Origin of the sequence: Cellulomonas endometrii, from assembly GCF_949769265.1 — a bacterium.
GTDB classification, from domain to species: domain Bacteria; phylum Actinomycetota; class Actinomycetes; order Actinomycetales; family Cellulomonadaceae; genus Cellulomonas; species Cellulomonas endometrii.
The window spans coordinates 22308-39592 of record NZ_CATKPC010000005.1; the positions used below are offsets into that span (position 1 = coordinate 22308).

The following is a 17285-nucleotide window of genomic DNA, read 5'->3' on the forward strand; positions in this document are numbered from 1 at the left end:
AGCCCTCGTCAGCAAGCCAGCACCCGGAGGTTCCGTGGCGTCGCACCGCGTGCAGCCCGCTGCCACGGCGACCCCTACCCGGCGCCAGCTCCGCGAGGCGTCCCGCGCGTCCTCCGGCGTCCGCGCCGTCGCGACGGCCGCTGACACGGCCACCGGCACCGCCGCGCTCACGGCCGGCCCCGCCGGCCGCCGGCACGGCAACCCGCTGGCGCGCTGGGGCACCCGCGCCGGCGTCCTCGTGACCCTCGCGGCCGTCACCGTCGCCATCCCGCTCTCGCAGGGCCCGGCGCGCAGCGACGACCGGGTCAGCGACGCGCAGGCGGACGCCACGCTGCCCGACACCGTCGAGGCGCTGACGTCCTCCGCGTCGTCGGTCCTCCCGCCCGCCTCGCTGCTGTCCAGCGACGCCACGGCCGTCCGCGCCCAGCTCGGCGTCAGCCGCAGCGAGGAGCGCGAGATCCTCCCGGGCTGCGACGGCGAGGCCGGCACCGGCTCCGCGAACGGCCAGCTCCCGCAGTCGGACCTCTGCTACCTGTGGGACGGCGGGACCGAGCTGCGCGCCGACGCCGCCGAGGCGCTGGCCGAGCTCAACGCGATGTGGGTCACCCGGTTCGGCACCGACCTCTGCCTGTCGAGCGGCTACCGCACCCTCGCGGAGCAGCGCGCGGTCAAGGCCCAGAAGGGCGGGCTCGCCGCTCCCGCCGGGCGCAGCAACCACGGCTGGGGCCTGGCGGTCGACCTGTGCAGCTCGCAGACCACCGGCGCGCAGTGGGAGTGGCTGAACGAGAACGCCCCGGTCTTCGGCTGGGAGAACCCGGCCTGGGCGCAGCCCGGCGGCAGCGGCCCGTACGAGCGCTGGCACTGGGAGTACACCAAGGGCGTCATGGCCGACGGCGAGTACTACGGCTGACACCGGCCCCTGACCGACACGCAGAACGGCCCCCGCCTCGACGAGGCGGGGGCCGTTCTCTGCGTCAGGGGGACGATGCGGCTCAGGCGAGCGTCAGGCCCCAGGTCACCTCGTGGGTCGCGCCGGGCTCCAGCCGGACCAGGCGCTCGCCGGTGCGGAACGCGTCAGCGATGCAGCTCATCGGCTCGGCCGCGACGCCGCGCCGCTGGATCAGCGGGATGCCGTCGCCCGTGCACACCTGCCAGGTGTCCATCGAGCCGTCCATCCACATCGCGGCGCCGTGGCCGTCGGGGGAGCCGAGCACGATCCAGGACAGGCCGTCGGCGTCCCGCGTCACGTCGACGAACGCGTCGTCCAGCGCGACCCCGGCCAGCGGCTGGGGGGTGCGGCGGTCCTCGGCACCGGACAGCGCACGCGTGCCGGTCGGCAGCAGCCGCTCGTCGACCGTGACCTGCGAGCCCGCGTCGACGCGCAGGGTGCACGCGTCCACGGCGGCGTCGCCGGGGGAGAGCCACGGGTGGAAGCCGATGCCGTAGGGGGCGGCGGTCGCGTCGAGGTTCGTCGTGGCGACGTGCACGCGCAGCCCGGCGTCGGACAGCGCGTACGTCACGTCGACCCGCAGCGACCAGGGGTACCCCGGCGTCGGCACGAGGTCGTGCCGCAGGGTCACCGAGGTGTCGCCGTCGGCGCCGGCCACGGAGGCGACCTTCTCGAACCGGACCTGGGCCACCAGCCCGTGCAGGGCGGTCATGCGGTCGGGCTCCGTCACCGCGACCTGGTACTCGGTCCCGTCCCACGTGTACTGCCCGTCGCGCAGCCGGTTGGGCCACGGCGCGAGGACGGCGCCGGAGAAGGCGGGCGCGAGCTCGCTCTCGTCGAACGGCAGGACGACGTCGCGGCCGCCGACGGCGTAGGTGCGCACGCTGGCACCCACCTCGGCGATCGTCGCGCGGTGCTCACCGTGCGCGAGGTGGTGCTGGCGTCCGGAGGGTGCGGGTGCGGCTGGCGTGTTCACGCTCACACCGTAGTGGCTGCGCGCGGGCGTGCCGGCGCCGCCCGGTGCGCCCACGGGGACGCTCTGCTCGTGGGCACCCGCGGCAGCCGGTAGCCTGGACCGTCGTGGCAGCCACCGACTTCCCCGCCGAGATCCGCGACCTGCGCAGCACCCTGCAGTCGATCCAGGCGGTGTCCGACCCCGAGGCCCTGCGCGCGCGGATCGCCGACCTCTCGGAGCAGGCGTCCGCGCCCGACCTGTGGGACGACCCCGACGCCGCCCAGAAGATCACCAGCGCGCTGTCCGCGTCCCAGTCCGAGCTCGACCGCGTGAGCCGGATCGGCGGGCGGATCGACGACCTCGAGACCCTGGTCGAGATGGCGACGGAGGACGGCGGGGACGCCGACACCCTCGCCGAGGCCGAGGCCGAGCTCGTGGGCATCCGCAAGGACCTGGGCGAGCTCGAGGTCCGCACGCTGCTCGCCGGCGAGTACGACCAGCGCGAGGCCGTCGTGACGATCCGCGCGGGCGCCGGCGGCGTCGACGCGGCGGACTTCGCCGAGATGCTCATGCGGATGTACCTGCGCTGGGCCGAGCGGCACGGCTACCCGACGTCGGTGCTCGACACCTCCTACGCGGAGGAGGCGGGCCTGAAGTCCGCGACCTTCGAGGTGAAGGCGCCCTACGCGTTCGGCCACCTGTCGGTCGAGGCGGGCACGCACCGCCTGGTGCGGATCTCCCCGTTCGACAACCAGGGCCGCCGGCAGACGTCGTTCGCCGCGGTCGAGGTCATCCCGCTCATCGAGCAGAGCGACGACAACGTCGAGATCCCCGAGTCGGAGATCAAGGTCGACGTGTTCCGCTCCTCGGGGCCCGGGGGCCAGTCGGTCAACACGACCGACTCCGCGGTCCGGATGACGCACATCCCGACCGGCATCGTCGTGTCGATGCAGAACGAGAAGTCGCAGATCCAGAACCGCGCCGCCGCGCTGCGCGTCCTGCAGTCGCGCCTGCTGCTCGTCCGCAAGGCCGAGGAGGACGCGAAGAAGAAGGAGCTCGCGGGCGACATCAAGGCGTCGTGGGGCGACCAGATGCGCTCGTACGTGCTGCACCCGTACCAGATGGTCAAGGACCTGCGCACGGAGCACGAGGTCGGCAACACCTCCGCGGTGTTCGACGGCGACATCGACGGGTTCATCGAGGCCGGCATCCGCTGGCGCCGCAACGCGCAGAACTGAGCGGGCTCGCGCGGGGCTGAGGCGGTTCCCGCCCTCCTGAGCGGGGCAAATCCGGGCAAAGGGTACGGGTGAGTCCCCGCGGGGCGGACTCACAGGTCCGCGGGCGGCGTGTCACGGCCAGGTCACGGCGGCGTGCTGCCTACTCTCGACGCGGCCAGGACTGCACGACACCCTCCCGTCCCCCACCTCTGGCCGCCTCAAGCCTGTGATCAGATTCGAGAACGTCACCAAGGTCTACGCGCGCGGCGCACGCCCCGCGCTGGACCAGATCTCCCTGGACGTCGAGCGCGGCGAGTTCGTGTTCCTCGTCGGCGCGTCCGGCTCCGGGAAGTCCACCTTCCTGCGCCTCGTGCTGCGCGAGGAGCGGCCGTCCGCCGGCCGGGTCTTCGTCGCGGGCAAGGACCTGACGACCCTGTCGTCGTGGAAGGTCCCGCACCTGCGCCGGCAGATCGGCGCGGTGTTCCAGGACTTCCGGCTGCTGCACAACAAGACGGTGTTCGAGAACGTGGCGTTCGCGCTGCAGGTGATCGGCAAGCCGCGGCACCACATCCTCACGACCGTGCCGGACGTGCTCGAGATGGTGGGCCTGGCCGGCAAGGAGAAGCGGCGCCCGCACGAGCTGTCCGGCGGCGAGCAGCAGCGCGTGGCCATCGCCCGCGCGTTCGTGAACCGGCCGTCGATCCTGCTCGCCGACGAGCCCACCGGCAACCTCGACCCGACGACCTCCCTGGGGATCATGCGCCTGCTCGACCGGATCAACCGCACGGGGACGACGGTCGTCATGGCGACGCACGACGACGAGATCGTCGACCAGATGCGCAAGCGCGTGATCGAGCTGTCCGGCGGCGAGATGGTGCGCGACCAGTCGCGCGGCGTCTACGGCTCGGACCGCTGAGGGGGGATCGACGTGCGACTGCAGTTCATCCTCTCGGAGATCGGCATCGGCCTGCGCCGGAACCTGTCGATGACGATCTCGGTGGTCCTCGTGACCTTCGTGTCCCTGACGTTCGTCGGCGCGGCCGCGCTGCTGCAGATGCAGATCGGCAAGATGCAGGACGACTGGTACGACAAGGTCGAGGTCGCGGTGTACCTCTGCCCGGCGGGCCAGTCCCCGGAGCCGACGTGCGCCGCCGGCGAGGTCACCGACGAGCAGAAGCAGGCGATCATGGACGCGCTCGACGCGCCCGACGTCGCCCCGTACATCGACGAGGTCTTCCCGGAGTCCAAGGAGCAGGCGTACGAGACGTTCCAGCGCCAGTTCGAGGGCCAGTACTGGGCGCAGGTCACGACCGTCGACGACATGAACGAGTCGCTGCGGATCAAGCTGACCGACCCGGAGAAGTTCGAGGTCGTCGCCGACGTGCTGCAGGGGCGGCAGGGCATCGAGACGGTCCAGGACCAGCGCGAGCTCTACAACACGCTGTTCCGGGTGCTGAACAGCGCGACGCTGCTGTCGCTCGGGCTCGCGGGCGTCATGCTGCTGGCCGCGGTGCTGCTCATCACGACGACCATCCGGCTGTCGGCGATGAGCCGGCGGCGCGAGACCGGCATCATGCGGATGGTCGGCGCGTCGAACCTGTTCATCCAGCTGCCGTTCATGCTCGAGGGCGCGCTCGCGGCGACGGTCGGCGCGGTGCTGTCGGTCGCGGGGCTGTACGCGGGCGTGCGGTACCTCGTGACCGACTGGCTGGGCGGGCAGATCGCGTGGATCCCGTACGTCACGACGGGCGAGGTGTGGCAGATCGCGCCGTTCCTCGTGGCCGCCGCCATCCTGCTCGCGGCGATCTCGTCCCTGGTCACCCTGAGCCGCTACACGAAGGTCTGACATGCGCGTGACGCCTCGCACCTCCCGCCGGACGCCCGGCCGGACCCGGCTGCTCGCCGGGTCGCTGGCCGGCACGCTCGCGGTCCTCGTCGGCCTGACCGCCGCCGGGCCGGCCGCCGGCGACCCGCTGGACGACCAGCGGGCGGCGCTCCAGGCCCAGCAGCAGCAGAAGGACCAGCAGCGGGCGGACGCGCAGGCGGCGCTCGAGGGGCTCAGCGCGCAGTACCAGCAGACCGCGCTGGACCTGCAGGCCGTCGAGCAGCAGCTGCCGGTCGCGCAGGCGGCGCTGGACGCCGCGGAGGCCACGCTCGCCGGGTACGAGCGGGAGGCGGCGCTGATCGCCGCGCGGCTCCAGGACGCGCAGGACCAGGAGTCGACGATCAGCGCGACCATCGACACCGACTCCGCGCGCGCGGACGAGATCCGGGCGCAGATCGGCCAGATGGCCCGCCAGGCGTACCAGGGCGGCCCGGGGCTGTCCGGGCTGAGCATCGTCGTCGGCGCCGAGACCGTCGAGGACTTCACCGAGCAGTACGGCCTCGCGAACGCCGCGCAGCGGGCGCAGAGCGCGGTGCTCGACGAGCTCGCCGACATCGAGGCCGACAACCGCAACAGCGCGGCGCGCCTGACCGCGGTGCGCGAGCGGATCACGGAGCTCAAGGCCGAGGCGGACCGGAAGGTCGCCGAGGCGGAGGCCGCCCGGCAGGAGGCCGCCGACCGCCAGGCGGAGGTCGAGCGGCTCGTCGCCGAGCAGGCCGCGAAGAAGGCCCAGCTGGAGAGCCAGAAGGCCGCCGCGCAGGCGGAGGTGGACCGGATCGACGCCGAGGCGGCGAGCATCCGCGCGCAGCTCGAGGCCGTCGCCGCCCAGCAGCGCGCCGCTGCCGCCGCCGCGGCCGCCGCGGCCGGGAAGCCCGCGCCCGTGGCCGGGTCGGTGAGCGGGTCGCTGTTCGGCAACCCGACGTCGATCAACCCGATCTACGTGACCAGCGAGTACGGGATGCGGCTGCACCCGCTGCTCGGCTACTACCGCCTGCACGCCGGCATCGACCTGCGCACCTACTGCGGCACCCCGATCTACGCGGGCCGCGAGGGCACCGTGCAGTGGGCGCGGTGGCGCAACGGCTTCGGCAACCAGGTGATGGTCGACCACGGGCTGGTCAACGGGAACTCCGTGATGAGCTCCTACAACCACATGACGAGCTTCGTCGTGGGCGGGGGGCAGCACGTCGACCGCGGTCAGCTGCTCGGCTACTCGGGCAACACCGGCACGTCCGCGGCCTGCCACCTGCACTTCGAGGTGTACGTCAACGGGGCGACCGTGAACCCGCGCCCCCTGCTCGGCCTGTAGCGGAATCCGGTGGGCGGCGGCGGCGCGGCCGGATAGGCTGCTGCGTCGCCCGCACCCGGGCAGCACCCGCACACGCAGGAGGAGGAGTCATGGCCAAGCAGAGCGGACGGTCGCTGGTGGCGTCCAACCGCAAGGCGCGCCACGACTACCTCATCGAGGACGTGTTCGAGGCCGGCGTCGTGCTGACCGGGACCGAGGTCAAGGCGCTGCGCGCCGGCCGGGCGTCCCTGGTCGACGGCTGGTGCACGATCGACGGCGGCGAGGCCTGGCTCGAGGGCGTGCACATCGCCGAGTACTCCCAGGGGACCTGGACGAACCACGCGCCGCGACGCAAGCGCAAGCTGCTCCTGCACCGCCAGGAGATCGAGCGGCTGGAGTCGAAGACGCGCGAGAAGGGGCAGACGATCGTCCCCCTCGCCCTGTACTTCCTGGACGGGCGCGCGAAGGTCGAGATCGCGCTGGCCCGCGGCAAGAAGGAGTGGGACAAGCGCCAGGCGCTGCGCGAGCGGCAGGACAACCTCGAGGCGCAGCGCGCGATCCGGGAGAAGCGCGACCGCTGACGGGCCCCGGGGAGCGCGCTAGGACAGCGCGGTGCGGAGGGCGCCCGGGTCCGTCGTCGGGCGGTCGCAGACGAAGCCCCGGCACACGTAGGCCGCCGCGCGGCCGCCGACCAGCGGACGGTCCCGGAGCAGCCCCACGGCCGCCGGTGACCCCGCGACCTCGTCCGGGTCGCCCTGCGCGAGGACGAGGCCCGGCGCGGGGGAGCGGACCGCGGTGCGGACCAGCGCGACCCGCCCGGGGTCGTCGGCGCGCCCGAGCACGGCCACCTCGCGCGGGCCGTCCAGCACGGCCTCGGCGGTGGCCAGCGCCCAGGCGACGGCCCGGGGGTGCCGGTGCGCGAGGGACAGCGGGCCGGCGAGGGCGAGCTCGGCGGCGCGGCGGTCGGTCGCGGAGCCCGTCAGCGCGGCGCGGGCCAGCAGGGCGCCCGCCGCCGCCGACTGCCCGCCGGCCGAGGGGCCGTCCGTGACGTCGGGGCGGCCCGAGAGCCGCGCGACGACCGGGTCGGTCTGGTCGTCGGCGGTGTCGCGGAACCCGTGGCCCGGGGCGCGGAACCGGGCGAGCACCGTGTCGAGCAGCGCGGAGCCGCGCTGCGACCAGCCCGGGTCGCCCGTGACGCCCGCGAGCACCAGGAACCCCTCGGCGACGGCGGCGTAGTCGGTGAGCACGCCGGGTGCGGTGCCGACGGCCCCGTCGCGCGAGGCCCGCACGAGCCGGACCAGGCCGTCGCCGCCGGACAGCGTGTGCACCTCGTCCAGGACCCGCGCGGCGTCGACCGCCGCGGACACCCACTCGCGCCGCTCGAGCATCGCGCCCGCCTCGGCCAGCGCGGCGACCGCGAGACCGTTCCAGGCCGCGACCACCTTGTCGTCCCGGCCCGGCTGCGGGCGCCGGGACCGTGCCGCGAGCAGCGCGCGGCGGACCCGCTCGAACCGGATCTCGTCCTGCGGCGGCGGGTCGGCCCGGAGCTGCAGCACGGACGTCCCGGCCTCGAACGTCCCCGCGTCCGTGACGCCGAACAGCTCCGCGGCCCAGGCACCGTCCTCCTCGCCGAGCACCTCGACCAGCGTGGCGGGCGTCCACACGTACGTCGCGCCCTCGACCCCGTCGGTGTCCGCGTCGAGCGACGAGGCGAACGCCCCCTCGGGCGTGCGCAGGTCCCGGAGCAGCCAGTCCGCCGTGCCCTCGACGACCCGGCGGGCGAGCGGGGAGCCGGTCTGGCGCCACCAGTGGGCGTACACGCGCAGCAGCATCGCGTTGTCCTCGAGCATCTTCTCGAAGTGCGGCACCGTCCACGTGGCGTCGACGGCGTACCTCGCGAAGCCGCCGCCCACCTGATCGGCCATGCCGCCGCGGGCCATCGCCTCCAGCGTGCCCTCGGCCATCGCGAGGGCCTGGGCGTCGCCCGTGCGCGCGTGCCGGCGCAGCAGCCACTCGAGGGTGGTCGACGGCGGGAACTTCGGCGCGCCGCCGAACCCGCCCTGCTCGGCGTCGAACGTCCCGGCCAGTGCGGTCACCGCGAGGTCGGAGACCTGGCGGACCGCGTCGAGGTCCAGCGCGGCGGCGTCGTCCGCCTGCGGGTCGTGGGCGTGCCCGGCCTCCCCGTCGGCCGCGGCCGTGCCGTCGTGCGGGTGCCCCGGCGCCGCGCCGCCGCCGAGCGCGGCCAGCAGCTCCGCCGCCCCGCCGCGCACCTCGTCGCGCCGCTCCCGCCACGCGCGGGACAGGGCGTCGAGCACCTGCGGGAACGACGGCCGCCCGCCGACCGGCACGGGCGGGAAGTACGTGCCGCAGAAGAACGGGTCGCCCTCGGGGGTCGCGAACACCGTCATCGGCCAGCCGCCCTGCCCGGTCATCGCCTGGGTCGCGGCCATGTAGGCGGCGTCCAGGTCGGGGCGCTCCTCGCGGTCGACCTTGACGTTGACGAACCGGCTGTTCATCACCGCGGCGACGCCCGGGTCCTCGAAGGACTCGTGCGCCATGACGTGGCACCAGTGGCACGCGGCGTACCCGACGGAGACCAGCAGCGGCACGTCGCGGCGCCGCGCCTCGGCGAACGCCTCCTCGCCCCACTCGTACCAGTCGACCGGGTTCTCGGCGTGCTGGCGCAGGTAGGGGCTGGTGCTGCGGGCGAGGCGGTTGGGCATGCCTCCACTGTCGCGCGGGGCCCTCGCGGTCGCGACCGGAGGACGTCGAATCGATTCATCCCGACCCCGGGTGAGCAGGTGCCTCCGAAGGAGGACACGGTTCGGTCACAGCCTCTTGACGTGGGACCAAGGGCCCATCTAGGTTTCCGAGCATCCGCTGTTGAAACGTTCCACAAGCGTTCCCCTCAGCCGGCCCACCCCCGAGGGCCCGTCCGACCAATGGAGGTCTGATGAACACGTCATCCCCCGCGCGCCGCCTGCGCGTGGTGTCCCTGCTCGCGGTGGGCGGCCTCGCCCTGACCGCGTGCTCCGCGGGCAGCCTGGGATCCAGCGACGACGACAGCGGCGACGGCATCACGCTCTCGCTGCTGATCGACAACTCCGAGCAGTCGATGGTCCCGATGCAGGGCGTCATCGACGCGTTCACCGAGGAGCACCCGGACATCACCGTCGAGATGGAGACCCGCCCGCAGGGCTCCGAGGGCGACAACGTGCTCAAGACGCGGCTCGCGACCGGGGACATGACGGACCTGTTCCAGTACAACTCCGGCTCGCTGCTGCAGGCCCTGGACCCGGCGGGCAACCTCGTGCCGCTCACGGACGAGCCCTGGATGGACGCGGTCGACGACTCGTTCCTGCAGGCCGTGCAGAGCGGCGACGACTACTACGGCGCCCCGCAGGGCCAGGCCAGCGCCGGCGGCATCCTCTACAACAAGGACGTCTACGCCGACCTGGGTCTCGAGGTGCCGCTCACCTGGGACGAGTTCATGGCGAACAACGAGACGATCAAGGCGGCGGGCATCGCACCCGTCGTCCAGACCTTCCAGGACACGTGGACGTCCCAGATCCTGCTGCTGGCGGACTTCCACAACGTGCTCGCCGAGAACCCGGACTGGGCCGAGCAGTACACCGCCAACGAGGCGAAGTACGTGGACGAGCCCGCGCTCGCCGGCTTCCAGCACATGGAGGACGTCGCGTCCGCCGGGTACCTGAACAGCGACTTCGCCTCGATCAAGAACGAGGCGGGGCTGGACCAGGTCGCCACCGGCGCCGGCGCGCACTACCCGATGCTCACGTTCTCGATCGGCCCGATGGTCGCCGCGAACCCGGAGGCGGCCGAGAGCGTCGGCTTCTTCGCGCTGCCCGGCACCGACGCCGAGAAGAACGGCCTGACGGTGTGGCCGACCGGCGGCATCTACATCCCGAAGTCCACCGAGGGCGAGAAGCTCGACGCCGCGAAGCAGTTCCTCGAGTTCCTGGTGTCGCCGGAGGGCTGCGACGCGCAGACCGCCGCGATGCCGCCGTCGGGGCCGTACCAGATCGAGGGCTGCACGGTGCCCGACGACCTGCCGGCCGCGGTCGACGACATGACCGCGTACTTCACGGCGGGCAACACCAGCCCGGCGCTGGAGTTCCTGTCCCCGGTGAAGGGCCCGGCGCTCGAGCAGATCATGGTCGAGGTCGGCTCCGGCATCCGCTCCGCCGCGGACGGCGCCGCCCTCTACGACGAGGACGTGAAGAAGCAGGCCCAGCAGCTCGGCCTCGAGGGCTGGTGACCTCACCGGCCGGGCCCCGCTCGCCGGGGCCCGGCCGGTCCTCTCACGGAAAGGGCGGTTCGATGACGACCACCACCCCCACCTCCCCGCAGGCCGCCGCCGCGGCGCGGGCGGTGACCACCCGGCGGCCGAAGGTCGCGCACCGCGGCTACGCCCGGCGGACCTACCCGCTGTGGTTCTACGTGCCCGCCGCCGTCGTGTTCGGCGTGCTGTTCGTGGTGCCGACGTTCGCCTCGTTCTACTTCAGCCTCACGCGCTGGACGATCTTCGACTCCGAGTTCATCGGCCTCGGCAACTTCCAGCAGTTCTTCCGCGAGCCCGCGCTCGTCAAGGGCCTGACGAACACGCTCGTCTTCGGCGTCGTCACGTCGGTCGGCAAGGTCGTGCTCGGCATGGCGCTGGCGCTGCTGCTCACCGCCCCGATCATCGCCCGCGGGTACCTGCGGTCCGTGGTGTTCTTCCCGGTCCTGGTGTCCACCATCGGCGTCGGGCTGACGTTCCAGGTGCTGATGAACCCGACCGAGGGCCTGATCAACCAGGCGCTCGCCGCCGTCGGGATCGACGGGCCCGCGTGGCTCGTGGACCCTGACCTGGCGCTGCTGTCCGTCGCGGCGGTCGACGTCTGGAAGGGGCTCGGGCTCGCGGTGGTCATCTACATCGCGGGCATCGTGTCCATCCCCGCGGAGTACTTCGAGGCCGCGAAGGTCGACGGCGCGGGGTGGTGGCAGCAGTTCCGCAGCATCATCCTGCCGCTGTCGATGCCCGCGACCTCGACGGTGATCCTGCTGTCGCTGATCGGCGGCCTGCGGTCGTTCGACCTGATCTGGGCGATGACGCGCGGCGGCCCCGGGTTCACCTCCGACACGATCGCGTCGGTCATCTACAAGCAGTACCAGGCCGGGTTCTACGGGCTGTCGACCGCCGGCAACGTCGTGCTGTTCCTCGTCGTCGCCGCGATCGCGTTCCCGCTGTCCCGGTTCTTCAACCGCCGGGAGGTGAACCTGTGAGGCGCCCCGGGGCCTGGCTGCTCGGCGGCGTGGGCATCGTCCTGACCACCGTGCTGTTCGTCGTGCCGTTCCTGTTCATCTTCCTCACGGCCGGCAAGACCGCCGAGGAGGCGCGGCTGCTGGACTTCTCGTGGCCGAGCGAGTGGGCCATCGTGGAGAACGTCCGGGCGGTGTTCGAGGCGCGCGACTACATGCTCGTGATCGCCTTCATCAACTCGACGGTCCTCACCGTCGCGAGCGTCACGATCCTCGTGGTCCTCGGCTCGATGGTGGCGTTCGTGCTGCAGCGCCGGAAGTCGCGGATCAACCCGCTGGTCGACTTCCTCATCCTGTCCGGCCTCATCATCCCGCCGGCCGTGGTGCCGACCATCTGGGTGCTGCAGGGCATGGGGCTGTTCCGGACGATGATCGGCCTGGTCCTGGTCGAGGTGGCGTTCGGCATGGCGTTCGTCGTGCTGCTGATCCGGGCCTTCGTCTCCACGATCCCGCGGGACCTGGACGAGGCCGCGATCATCGACGGCGCCGGCCCGGTGCGGCTGTTCTTCCGGGTGATCCTGCCGCTGCTGAAGTCGGTGATCATCACGGTCGTCGTGGTCCAGTCGGTGGCGATCTTCAACGACTTCGCGAACCCCCTGTACTTCCTGCCCGGGGACGAGAACGCCACCGTGCAGCTCACGCTCTACAACTTCCAGAGCCAGTACTCCACGCAGTACAACCTGCTCTTCACCAACATCCTGCTGATCACGATCCCGCCGCTGGTGATGTTCCTGTTCTTCAACAGGCGGATCGTCGCGGGCATGACGGCCGGCGCCGTCAAGGGCTGAGCGCACGCTCGCCAGATCGGAGAACCCCGTGGAATCCACTGCCATCACCGCCGACGTCCTGGACGTCCTCGGCCGCACCCACATCGAGCTGCCGTCCTGGGCGTTCGGCAACTCCGGCACCCGGTTCCGGGTGTTCCCGTCCGCGGGCACGCCGCGGACGGTCCAGGAGAAGATCGCCGACGCCGCCCAGGTGCACCGGTACACCGGCGCGGCCCCGACCGTCGCCCTGCACATCCCGTGGGACCGCGTCGAGGACTTCGCGGCCTTGCGCCGCTACGCGCAGGACCAGGGCGTGCAGCTCGGGACGATCAACTCGAACACGTTCCAGGAGGAGACCTACAAGTTCGGGTCGCTGGCCTCCCGGGACCCGGGCGTGCGCCGCAAGGCGGTCGACCACCACCTCGAGTGCCTGGAGATCATGGCGGCGACGGGCTCGCGCGACCTGAAGATCTGGCTCGCGGACGGCACGAACTACCCGGGCCAGGACGACATCCGCGCCCGGCAGGACGCCGTCGCCGAGTCGCTCGCCCAGATCTACGCGCAGCTCGGGCCGGAGCAGCGGCTGGTGCTGGAGTACAAGCTGTTCGAGCCGGCGTTCTACCACACGGACGTCCCGGACTGGGGCACGGCGTACGCGCACGTGGTCGCGCTGGGGGAGCGGGCCGTGGTGTGCCTCGACACCGGCCACCACGCCCCGGGGACGAACATCGAGTTCATCGTCGCGCAGCTGCTGCGGCTCGGCCGGCTCGGCGCGTTCGACTTCAACTCGCGGTTCTACGCCGACGACGACCTGATCGTCGGGGCCGCCGACCCGTTCCAGCTGTTCCGGATCCTCGCCGAGGTGGAGCGCGGCGGCGGCCTGGCAGCCGGGTCGGACCTCGCGCTGATGCTCGACCAGTGCCACAACATCGAGGACAAGATCCCCGGCCAGATCCGGTCCGTGCTGAACGTGCAGGAGGCGCTGGCCAAGGTCCTGCTCATCGACCGCGAGGCGCTCGACGCCGCGCAGCGGTCCGCGGACGTGCTCGCAGCGAACCAGGTGCTGATGGACGCGTTCTGGACCGACGTCCGCCCGATGCTCGCCGCGTGGCGGGCCGAGCGCGGTCTGCCCGAGGACCCGATGCGCGCGTTCGCGGCGTCCGGCTACCTCGCGCGCATCGCCGAGGAGCGCGTCGGCGGCAGCGGGGTGGGGCGCCTGACCGCCCCGGCCCGCCGAGCCCGCCGCCGAGTCCGCCGCCGCCCCGCCGCCGTACCCCACCGCCCGTCCCGGAAGGACACCACGCATGACCCACCCCGCTGCCGCCGACCTGATCGCCCGGTCCCGCCGGCCCGGCGCCGACCCCCGCACCACCAACTACGCCGGCGGCAACACGTCCGCGAAGGGCACCGCGACCGACCCGGTCACGGGCGGCCCGGTCGAGCTGCTGTGGGTGAAGGGCTCCGGGGGCGACCTGGGCACCCTCACCGAGCAGAACCTGGCCGTGCTGCGCCTGGACCGGCTCCGGTCGCTCGCCGGCGTCTACCCGGGGGTCGACCGCGAGGACGAGATGGTCGCGGCGTTCGACTACTGCCTGCACGGCCGCGGCGGGGCGGCGCCGTCGATCGACACGGCCATGCACGGCCTGGTGGACGCCGCCCACGTGGACCACCTGCACCCGGACGCCGGGATCGCGCTGGCGACGGCCGCCGACGGCGAGGCGCTGACGTCGGAGGTCTTCGGCGACGCGGTCGTGTGGGTGCCGTGGCGCCGGCCCGGCTTCCAGCTGGGCCTCGACATCGCGGCGGTCAAGGAGAAGAACCCGCAGGCGATCGGCTGCGTGCTCGGTGGGCACGGCATCACCGCGTGGGGCGACACGTCGGACGAGGCGGAGGCCCGGTCGCTCGAGATCATCCGGACCGCCGAGCGGTTCATCGAGGAGCGCACCGCGGCCCTCGCGGCGGACGGCCGGCACCCGTTCGGCGACGTGCGACCGGGGTACGAGGCGCTGCCCGAGGCGGAGCGGCGCGCCCGGGCCGCGGCCCTGGCCCCGGTGGTCCGCGGGCTGGCGTCGACGGACCGCCCGCAGGTCGGGCACCTGACGGACTCCGACGTGGTGCTGGACTTCCTGTCGCGGGCGGAGCTCGGCCGGCTGGCGGCGCTCGGCACGTCGTGCCCGGACCACTTCCTGCGCACGAAGGTCTCCCCGCTGGTCGTCGACCTGCCGTCTGACGCGCCGGTCGAGGACGTCGTCGCGCGCCTGCGGGAGCTGCACTCCGCGTACCGCGAGGACTACCGGGCGTACTACGAGCGGCACGCCACCCCGGACAGCCCGCCGATGCGCGGCGCCGACCCGGCGATCGTGCTGGTGCCGGGCGTCGGGATGTTCTCGTTCGGCAAGGACAAGCAGACCGCGCGGGTCGCCGGCGAGTTCTACGTCAACGCGATCAACGCCATGCGCGGCGCCGAGGCGGTCAGCACGTACGCGCCCATCGACGAGGCCGAGAAGTTCCGCATCGAGTACTGGGCGCTGGAGGAGGCCAAGCTCGCGCGGATGCCGAAGCCGAAGCCGCTCGCCACGCGGGTCGCGGTCGTCACCGGCGGCGGGTCCGGCATCGGGAGGGCGATCGCGGAGCGGCTGGCCGCCGAGGGCGCCTGCGTGGTCGTCGCCGACGTGAACCTCGAGGCCGCGCAGCAGGTCGCCGGCGAGCTCGGCGGCCCGGACGTCGCGGTCGCGGTGCACGCCGACGTCACGTCCGAGGAGGCCGTGGCGGAGCTGGTCCGGGCCACGGTCCTCGCGTTCGGCGGGGTCGACCTGGTGGTGAACAACGCCGGCCTGTCCATCTCCAAGCCGCTGCTGGAGACGACGGCCCGCGACTGGGACCTGCAGCACGACGTCATGGCCCGCGGGTCGTTCCTCGTCTCGCGGGAGGCGGCCCGGGCGATGGTCGCGCAGGGCATGGGCGGGGACATCGTCTACATCGCGTCGAAGAACTCGCTGTTCGCGGGCCCGAACAACATCGCGTACTCCGCGACCAAGGCCGACCAGGCGCACCAGGTCCGGCTGCTCGCCGCCGAGCTCGGCGCGCACGGCATCCGGGTCAACGGGGTCAACCCCGACGGCGTCGTGCGCGGCTCCGGCATCTTCGCCGGCGGCTGGGGGGCCCAGCGCGCCGCGACCTACGGCGTCCCGGAGTCCGAGCTCGGCGCGTACTACGCGCAGCGGACCCTGCTGAAGCGCGAGGTGCTCCCCGAGCACGTCGCCGCCGCGGTGGTCGCGCTGACCGGCCCCGACCTGGTCCAGACCACGGGGCTGCACGTGCCGGTGGACTCCGGCGTCGCGGCCGCGTTCCTGCGCTGACATGGCCGGCCCCACCTTCGCCGCGGTCGACCTCGGCGCGTCCAGCGGCCGGGTGCTCGCGGGCCGCCTCGAGCACGGCCGGCTGGTCGCCACCGAGACGGCCCGGTTCCCGAACACCCCCGTCCCGGTCGTGGCCGGCGGCCGGACGACGCTGCACTGGGACCTGCTCGGGCTCTGGTCGGGCGTGCGCTCCGGGCTCCGGGCGGCCGCGCGCGAGCACGGGCCTGTCGCGTCCGTCGGCGTCGACACGTGGGCGGTCGACTACGGCCTGCTGGACGCCGGCGGGCACCTGCTCGGCGACCCCGTGCACTACCGCGACATGCGCACCGCGGGCGCGCCCGCGCGGTTCTTCCGGCACCTCGACGCCGCCCGGCACTACGCCGTCACCGGGGTGCAGGTGCAGCCGTTCAACACGGCGTTCCAGCTGGTCGCCGCGGCCGGGGACGCCTCGTTCGGCGCCGCGCGGTCCCTGCTGCTCGTGCCGGACCTGATCGGGAGCTGGCTGACCGGCGAGCGCGTCACCGAGGTCACCAACGCGTCCACCACCGGCCTGCTGGACGCCGGGACGCGGCGGTGGTCCCCGGAGGTGCTGGCCGCGGCGTCCGCGGCGGCGGGGCGGGACGTCGGCGCGCTGCTGGCGCCGCTCGTCGAGCCGGGCACCGTGCTGGCGCCCGTGCAGCGGGCAGTGGCGGACGACCTCGGCCTCGCCGGGACGCGGTGGGTGACGGTCGGCTCGCACGACACCGCCTCGGCGGTCGCCGCCGTGCCGCTGACCGACCCGTCGACCGCGGCCTACATCTCGTCCGGGACCTGGTCGCTCGTCGGGCTGGAGCTGGACGCACCGGTGCGGACCGAGGCGAGCCGGGTCGCGAACGTGACCAACGAGCTGGGCGTCGACGGCACCGTCCGGTACCTGCGGAACGTCGCCGGGCTCTGGCTGCTGCAGGAGTCCGTCCGCACCTGGACCGAGCGCGGGGACGCCGTCGACCTGCCGGCCCTGCTCGCCGCCGCGGCGGACGTGCCCGCCCTGCGCACGGTGGTCGACGTGGACGACCCGTCCCTGCTCGCGCCCGGGGACCTGCCGCGGCGGATCGCAGACCTCGCGCGGGCGGCGGGCGAGCCTGTGCCCGCGGACCCGGCCGCGGTGGTGCGGTGCGTGCTGGACTCGCTCGCCCTGGCGTACCGCCGGGCCGTGCGGACCGTCGCCGACCTGGCCGGGCGGCGCGTGGAGGTCGTGCACGTGGTCGGCGGCGGCAGCCGGAACGCCCTGCTCTGCCGGCTCACCGCGCAGGCGACCGGGCTGCCCGTCGTCGCCGGGCCCGCCGAAGGGACCGCGCTCGGCAACCTGCTCGTGCAGGCCTGGGGGCTCGGCGCGCTCGACGGCGGCCTGCCCGCGATCCGGGAGGTCGTCCGGGCGTCCGTGGACGTCGTGCGGTACGAGCCCGGCGCCGCGGCCGACGACGCGGCGTGGGACCGGGCCGAGCGGCGCCTGGCCGCGGCGCCCCGCATCGCGACCACCCCCGACCTGGTGCGAGGCTGACGG

The 17285-nt window shown here is 73.5% G+C and carries 13 protein-coding genes and 1 pseudogene; 12 read left to right on the forward strand and 2 right to left on the reverse strand.

From position 1 onward, the window contains the following. The first annotated feature begins 34 nt into the window (after window positions 1–34). Window positions 35–910 carry a M15 family metallopeptidase gene (locus QNH85_RS07245; protein WP_282945528.1) on the forward strand — a complete coding sequence of 292 codons (876 nt, stop codon included), beginning with the start codon at window positions 35–37 and terminating at the stop codon, window positions 908–910. A gap of 82 nt (window positions 911–992) precedes the next feature. On the opposite strand, the gene QNH85_RS07250 is transcribed toward QNH85_RS07245, so the two are convergent. Beyond that, a complete protein-coding gene (locus tag QNH85_RS07250) occupies window positions 993–1925 on the reverse strand; it encodes an aldose 1-epimerase family protein (protein WP_282945529.1) in 933 nt (310 codons plus the stop codon). Between the two features lie 104 nt (window positions 1926–2029). Here QNH85_RS07250 and prfB point away from each other — a divergent pair, with 104 nt between their 5' ends. The 5 genes from prfB to smpB all read left to right on the forward strand — a co-directional run bounded on the left by prfB (window position 2030) and on the right by smpB (window position 6875). After that, on the forward strand, window positions 2030–3142 hold the full coding sequence (gene prfB / locus QNH85_RS07255) for a peptide chain release factor 2 (protein ID WP_213282046.1): 1113 nt from the start codon (window positions 2030–2032) through the stop codon (window positions 3140–3142). 205 nt (window positions 3143–3347) lie between these two features. Continuing rightward, entirely contained in the window at window positions 3348–4037 is a 690-nt protein-coding gene (gene ftsE, locus QNH85_RS07260) for a cell division ATP-binding protein FtsE (protein WP_213282045.1), read from the forward strand. Between the two features lie 12 nt (window positions 4038–4049). Next, entirely contained in the window at window positions 4050–4967 is a 918-nt protein-coding gene (ftsX, locus tag QNH85_RS07265) for a permease-like cell division protein FtsX (RefSeq protein WP_213282044.1), read from the forward strand. Between the two features lies 1 nt (window position 4968). After that, window positions 4969–6315 (forward strand): peptidoglycan DD-metalloendopeptidase family protein, encoded by a 1347-nt coding sequence (locus QNH85_RS07270; RefSeq protein ID WP_282945530.1) that lies wholly within the window; start codon window positions 4969–4971, stop codon window positions 6313–6315. Window positions 6316–6404: 89 nt separating this feature from the next. Continuing rightward, on the forward strand, window positions 6405–6875 hold the full coding sequence (gene smpB / locus QNH85_RS07275) for an SsrA-binding protein SmpB (protein ID WP_282945531.1): 471 nt from the start codon (window positions 6405–6407) through the stop codon (window positions 6873–6875). 18 nt (window positions 6876–6893) lie between these two features. Here the strand turns inward: smpB and QNH85_RS07280 are convergent, their stop codons facing one another. Continuing rightward, window positions 6894–9017, reverse strand: coding sequence for a thioredoxin domain-containing protein (locus QNH85_RS07280; RefSeq protein WP_282945532.1), 2124 nt, complete (start codon window positions 9015–9017; stop codon window positions 6894–6896). A 230-nt stretch (window positions 9018–9247) separates the two neighbouring features. On the opposite strand from QNH85_RS07280, the gene QNH85_RS07285 reads away from it, so the two are divergent. The 6 genes and pseudogenes from QNH85_RS07285 (at window position 9248) to QNH85_RS07310 (ending at window position 17282) form a co-directional block, all read left to right on the forward strand. Continuing rightward, the gene (locus QNH85_RS07285; RefSeq protein ID WP_282945533.1) at window positions 9248–10573 is read left to right on the forward strand and encodes an ABC transporter substrate-binding protein; all 1326 of its coding nucleotides are present in this window, start codon (window positions 9248–9250) and stop codon (window positions 10571–10573) included. 62 nt (window positions 10574–10635) lie between these two features. Further along, a complete protein-coding gene (locus QNH85_RS07290; RefSeq protein WP_282945534.1) occupies window positions 10636–11580 on the forward strand; it encodes a carbohydrate ABC transporter permease in 945 nt (314 codons plus the stop codon). Further along, window positions 11577–12404: a carbohydrate ABC transporter permease gene (locus tag QNH85_RS07295; protein ID WP_282945535.1), complete on the forward strand. Its 828-nt coding sequence runs from the start codon at window positions 11577–11579 to the stop codon at window positions 12402–12404. Before QNH85_RS07290 ends, QNH85_RS07295 begins: the two co-directional genes overlap by 4 nt. Before the next feature lie 43 nt (window positions 12405–12447). Continuing rightward, window positions 12448–13596: pseudogene (gene rhaI / locus QNH85_RS07300) on the forward strand (L-rhamnose isomerase); the annotation flags it as partial. A 91-nt stretch (window positions 13597–13687) separates the two neighbouring features. Next, window positions 13688–15742, forward strand: a complete 2055-nt coding sequence (locus QNH85_RS07305) for a bifunctional aldolase/short-chain dehydrogenase (RefSeq protein ID WP_282945536.1) — start codon at window positions 13688–13690, stop codon at window positions 15740–15742. A gap of 1 nt (window position 15743) precedes the next feature. Beyond that, on the forward strand, window positions 15744–17282 hold the full coding sequence (locus QNH85_RS07310) for a rhamnulokinase (RefSeq protein WP_282945537.1): 1539 nt from the start codon (window positions 15744–15746) through the stop codon (window positions 17280–17282). Window positions 17283–17285: the final 3 nt, after the last annotated feature.

What these genes read in the sequence shown, in the direction of transcription:
- QNH85_RS07270 (WP_282945530.1), top strand. Translation starts at nt 4,969, where the DNA reads ATGCGCGTGACGCCTCGCACCTCCCGCCGGACGCCCGGCCGGACCCGG.
- smpB (WP_282945531.1), top strand. Translation starts at nt 6,405, where the DNA reads ATGGCCAAGCAGAGCGGACGGTCGCTGGTGGCGTCCAACCGCAAGGCG.
- QNH85_RS07280 (WP_282945532.1), bottom strand. Translation starts at nt 9,017, where the DNA reads ATGCCCAACCGCCTCGCCCGCAGCACCAGCCCCTACCTGCGCCAGCAC.
- QNH85_RS07285 (WP_282945533.1), top strand. Translation starts at nt 9,248, where the DNA reads ATGAACACGTCATCCCCCGCGCGCCGCCTGCGCGTGGTGTCCCTGCTC.
- QNH85_RS07290 (WP_282945534.1), top strand. Translation starts at nt 10,636, where the DNA reads ATGACGACCACCACCCCCACCTCCCCGCAGGCCGCCGCCGCGGCGCGG.
- QNH85_RS07305 (WP_282945536.1), top strand. Translation starts at nt 13,688, where the DNA reads ATGACCCACCCCGCTGCCGCCGACCTGATCGCCCGGTCCCGCCGGCCC.
- QNH85_RS07310 (WP_282945537.1), top strand. Translation starts at nt 15,744, where the DNA reads ATGGCCGGCCCCACCTTCGCCGCGGTCGACCTCGGCGCGTCCAGCGGC.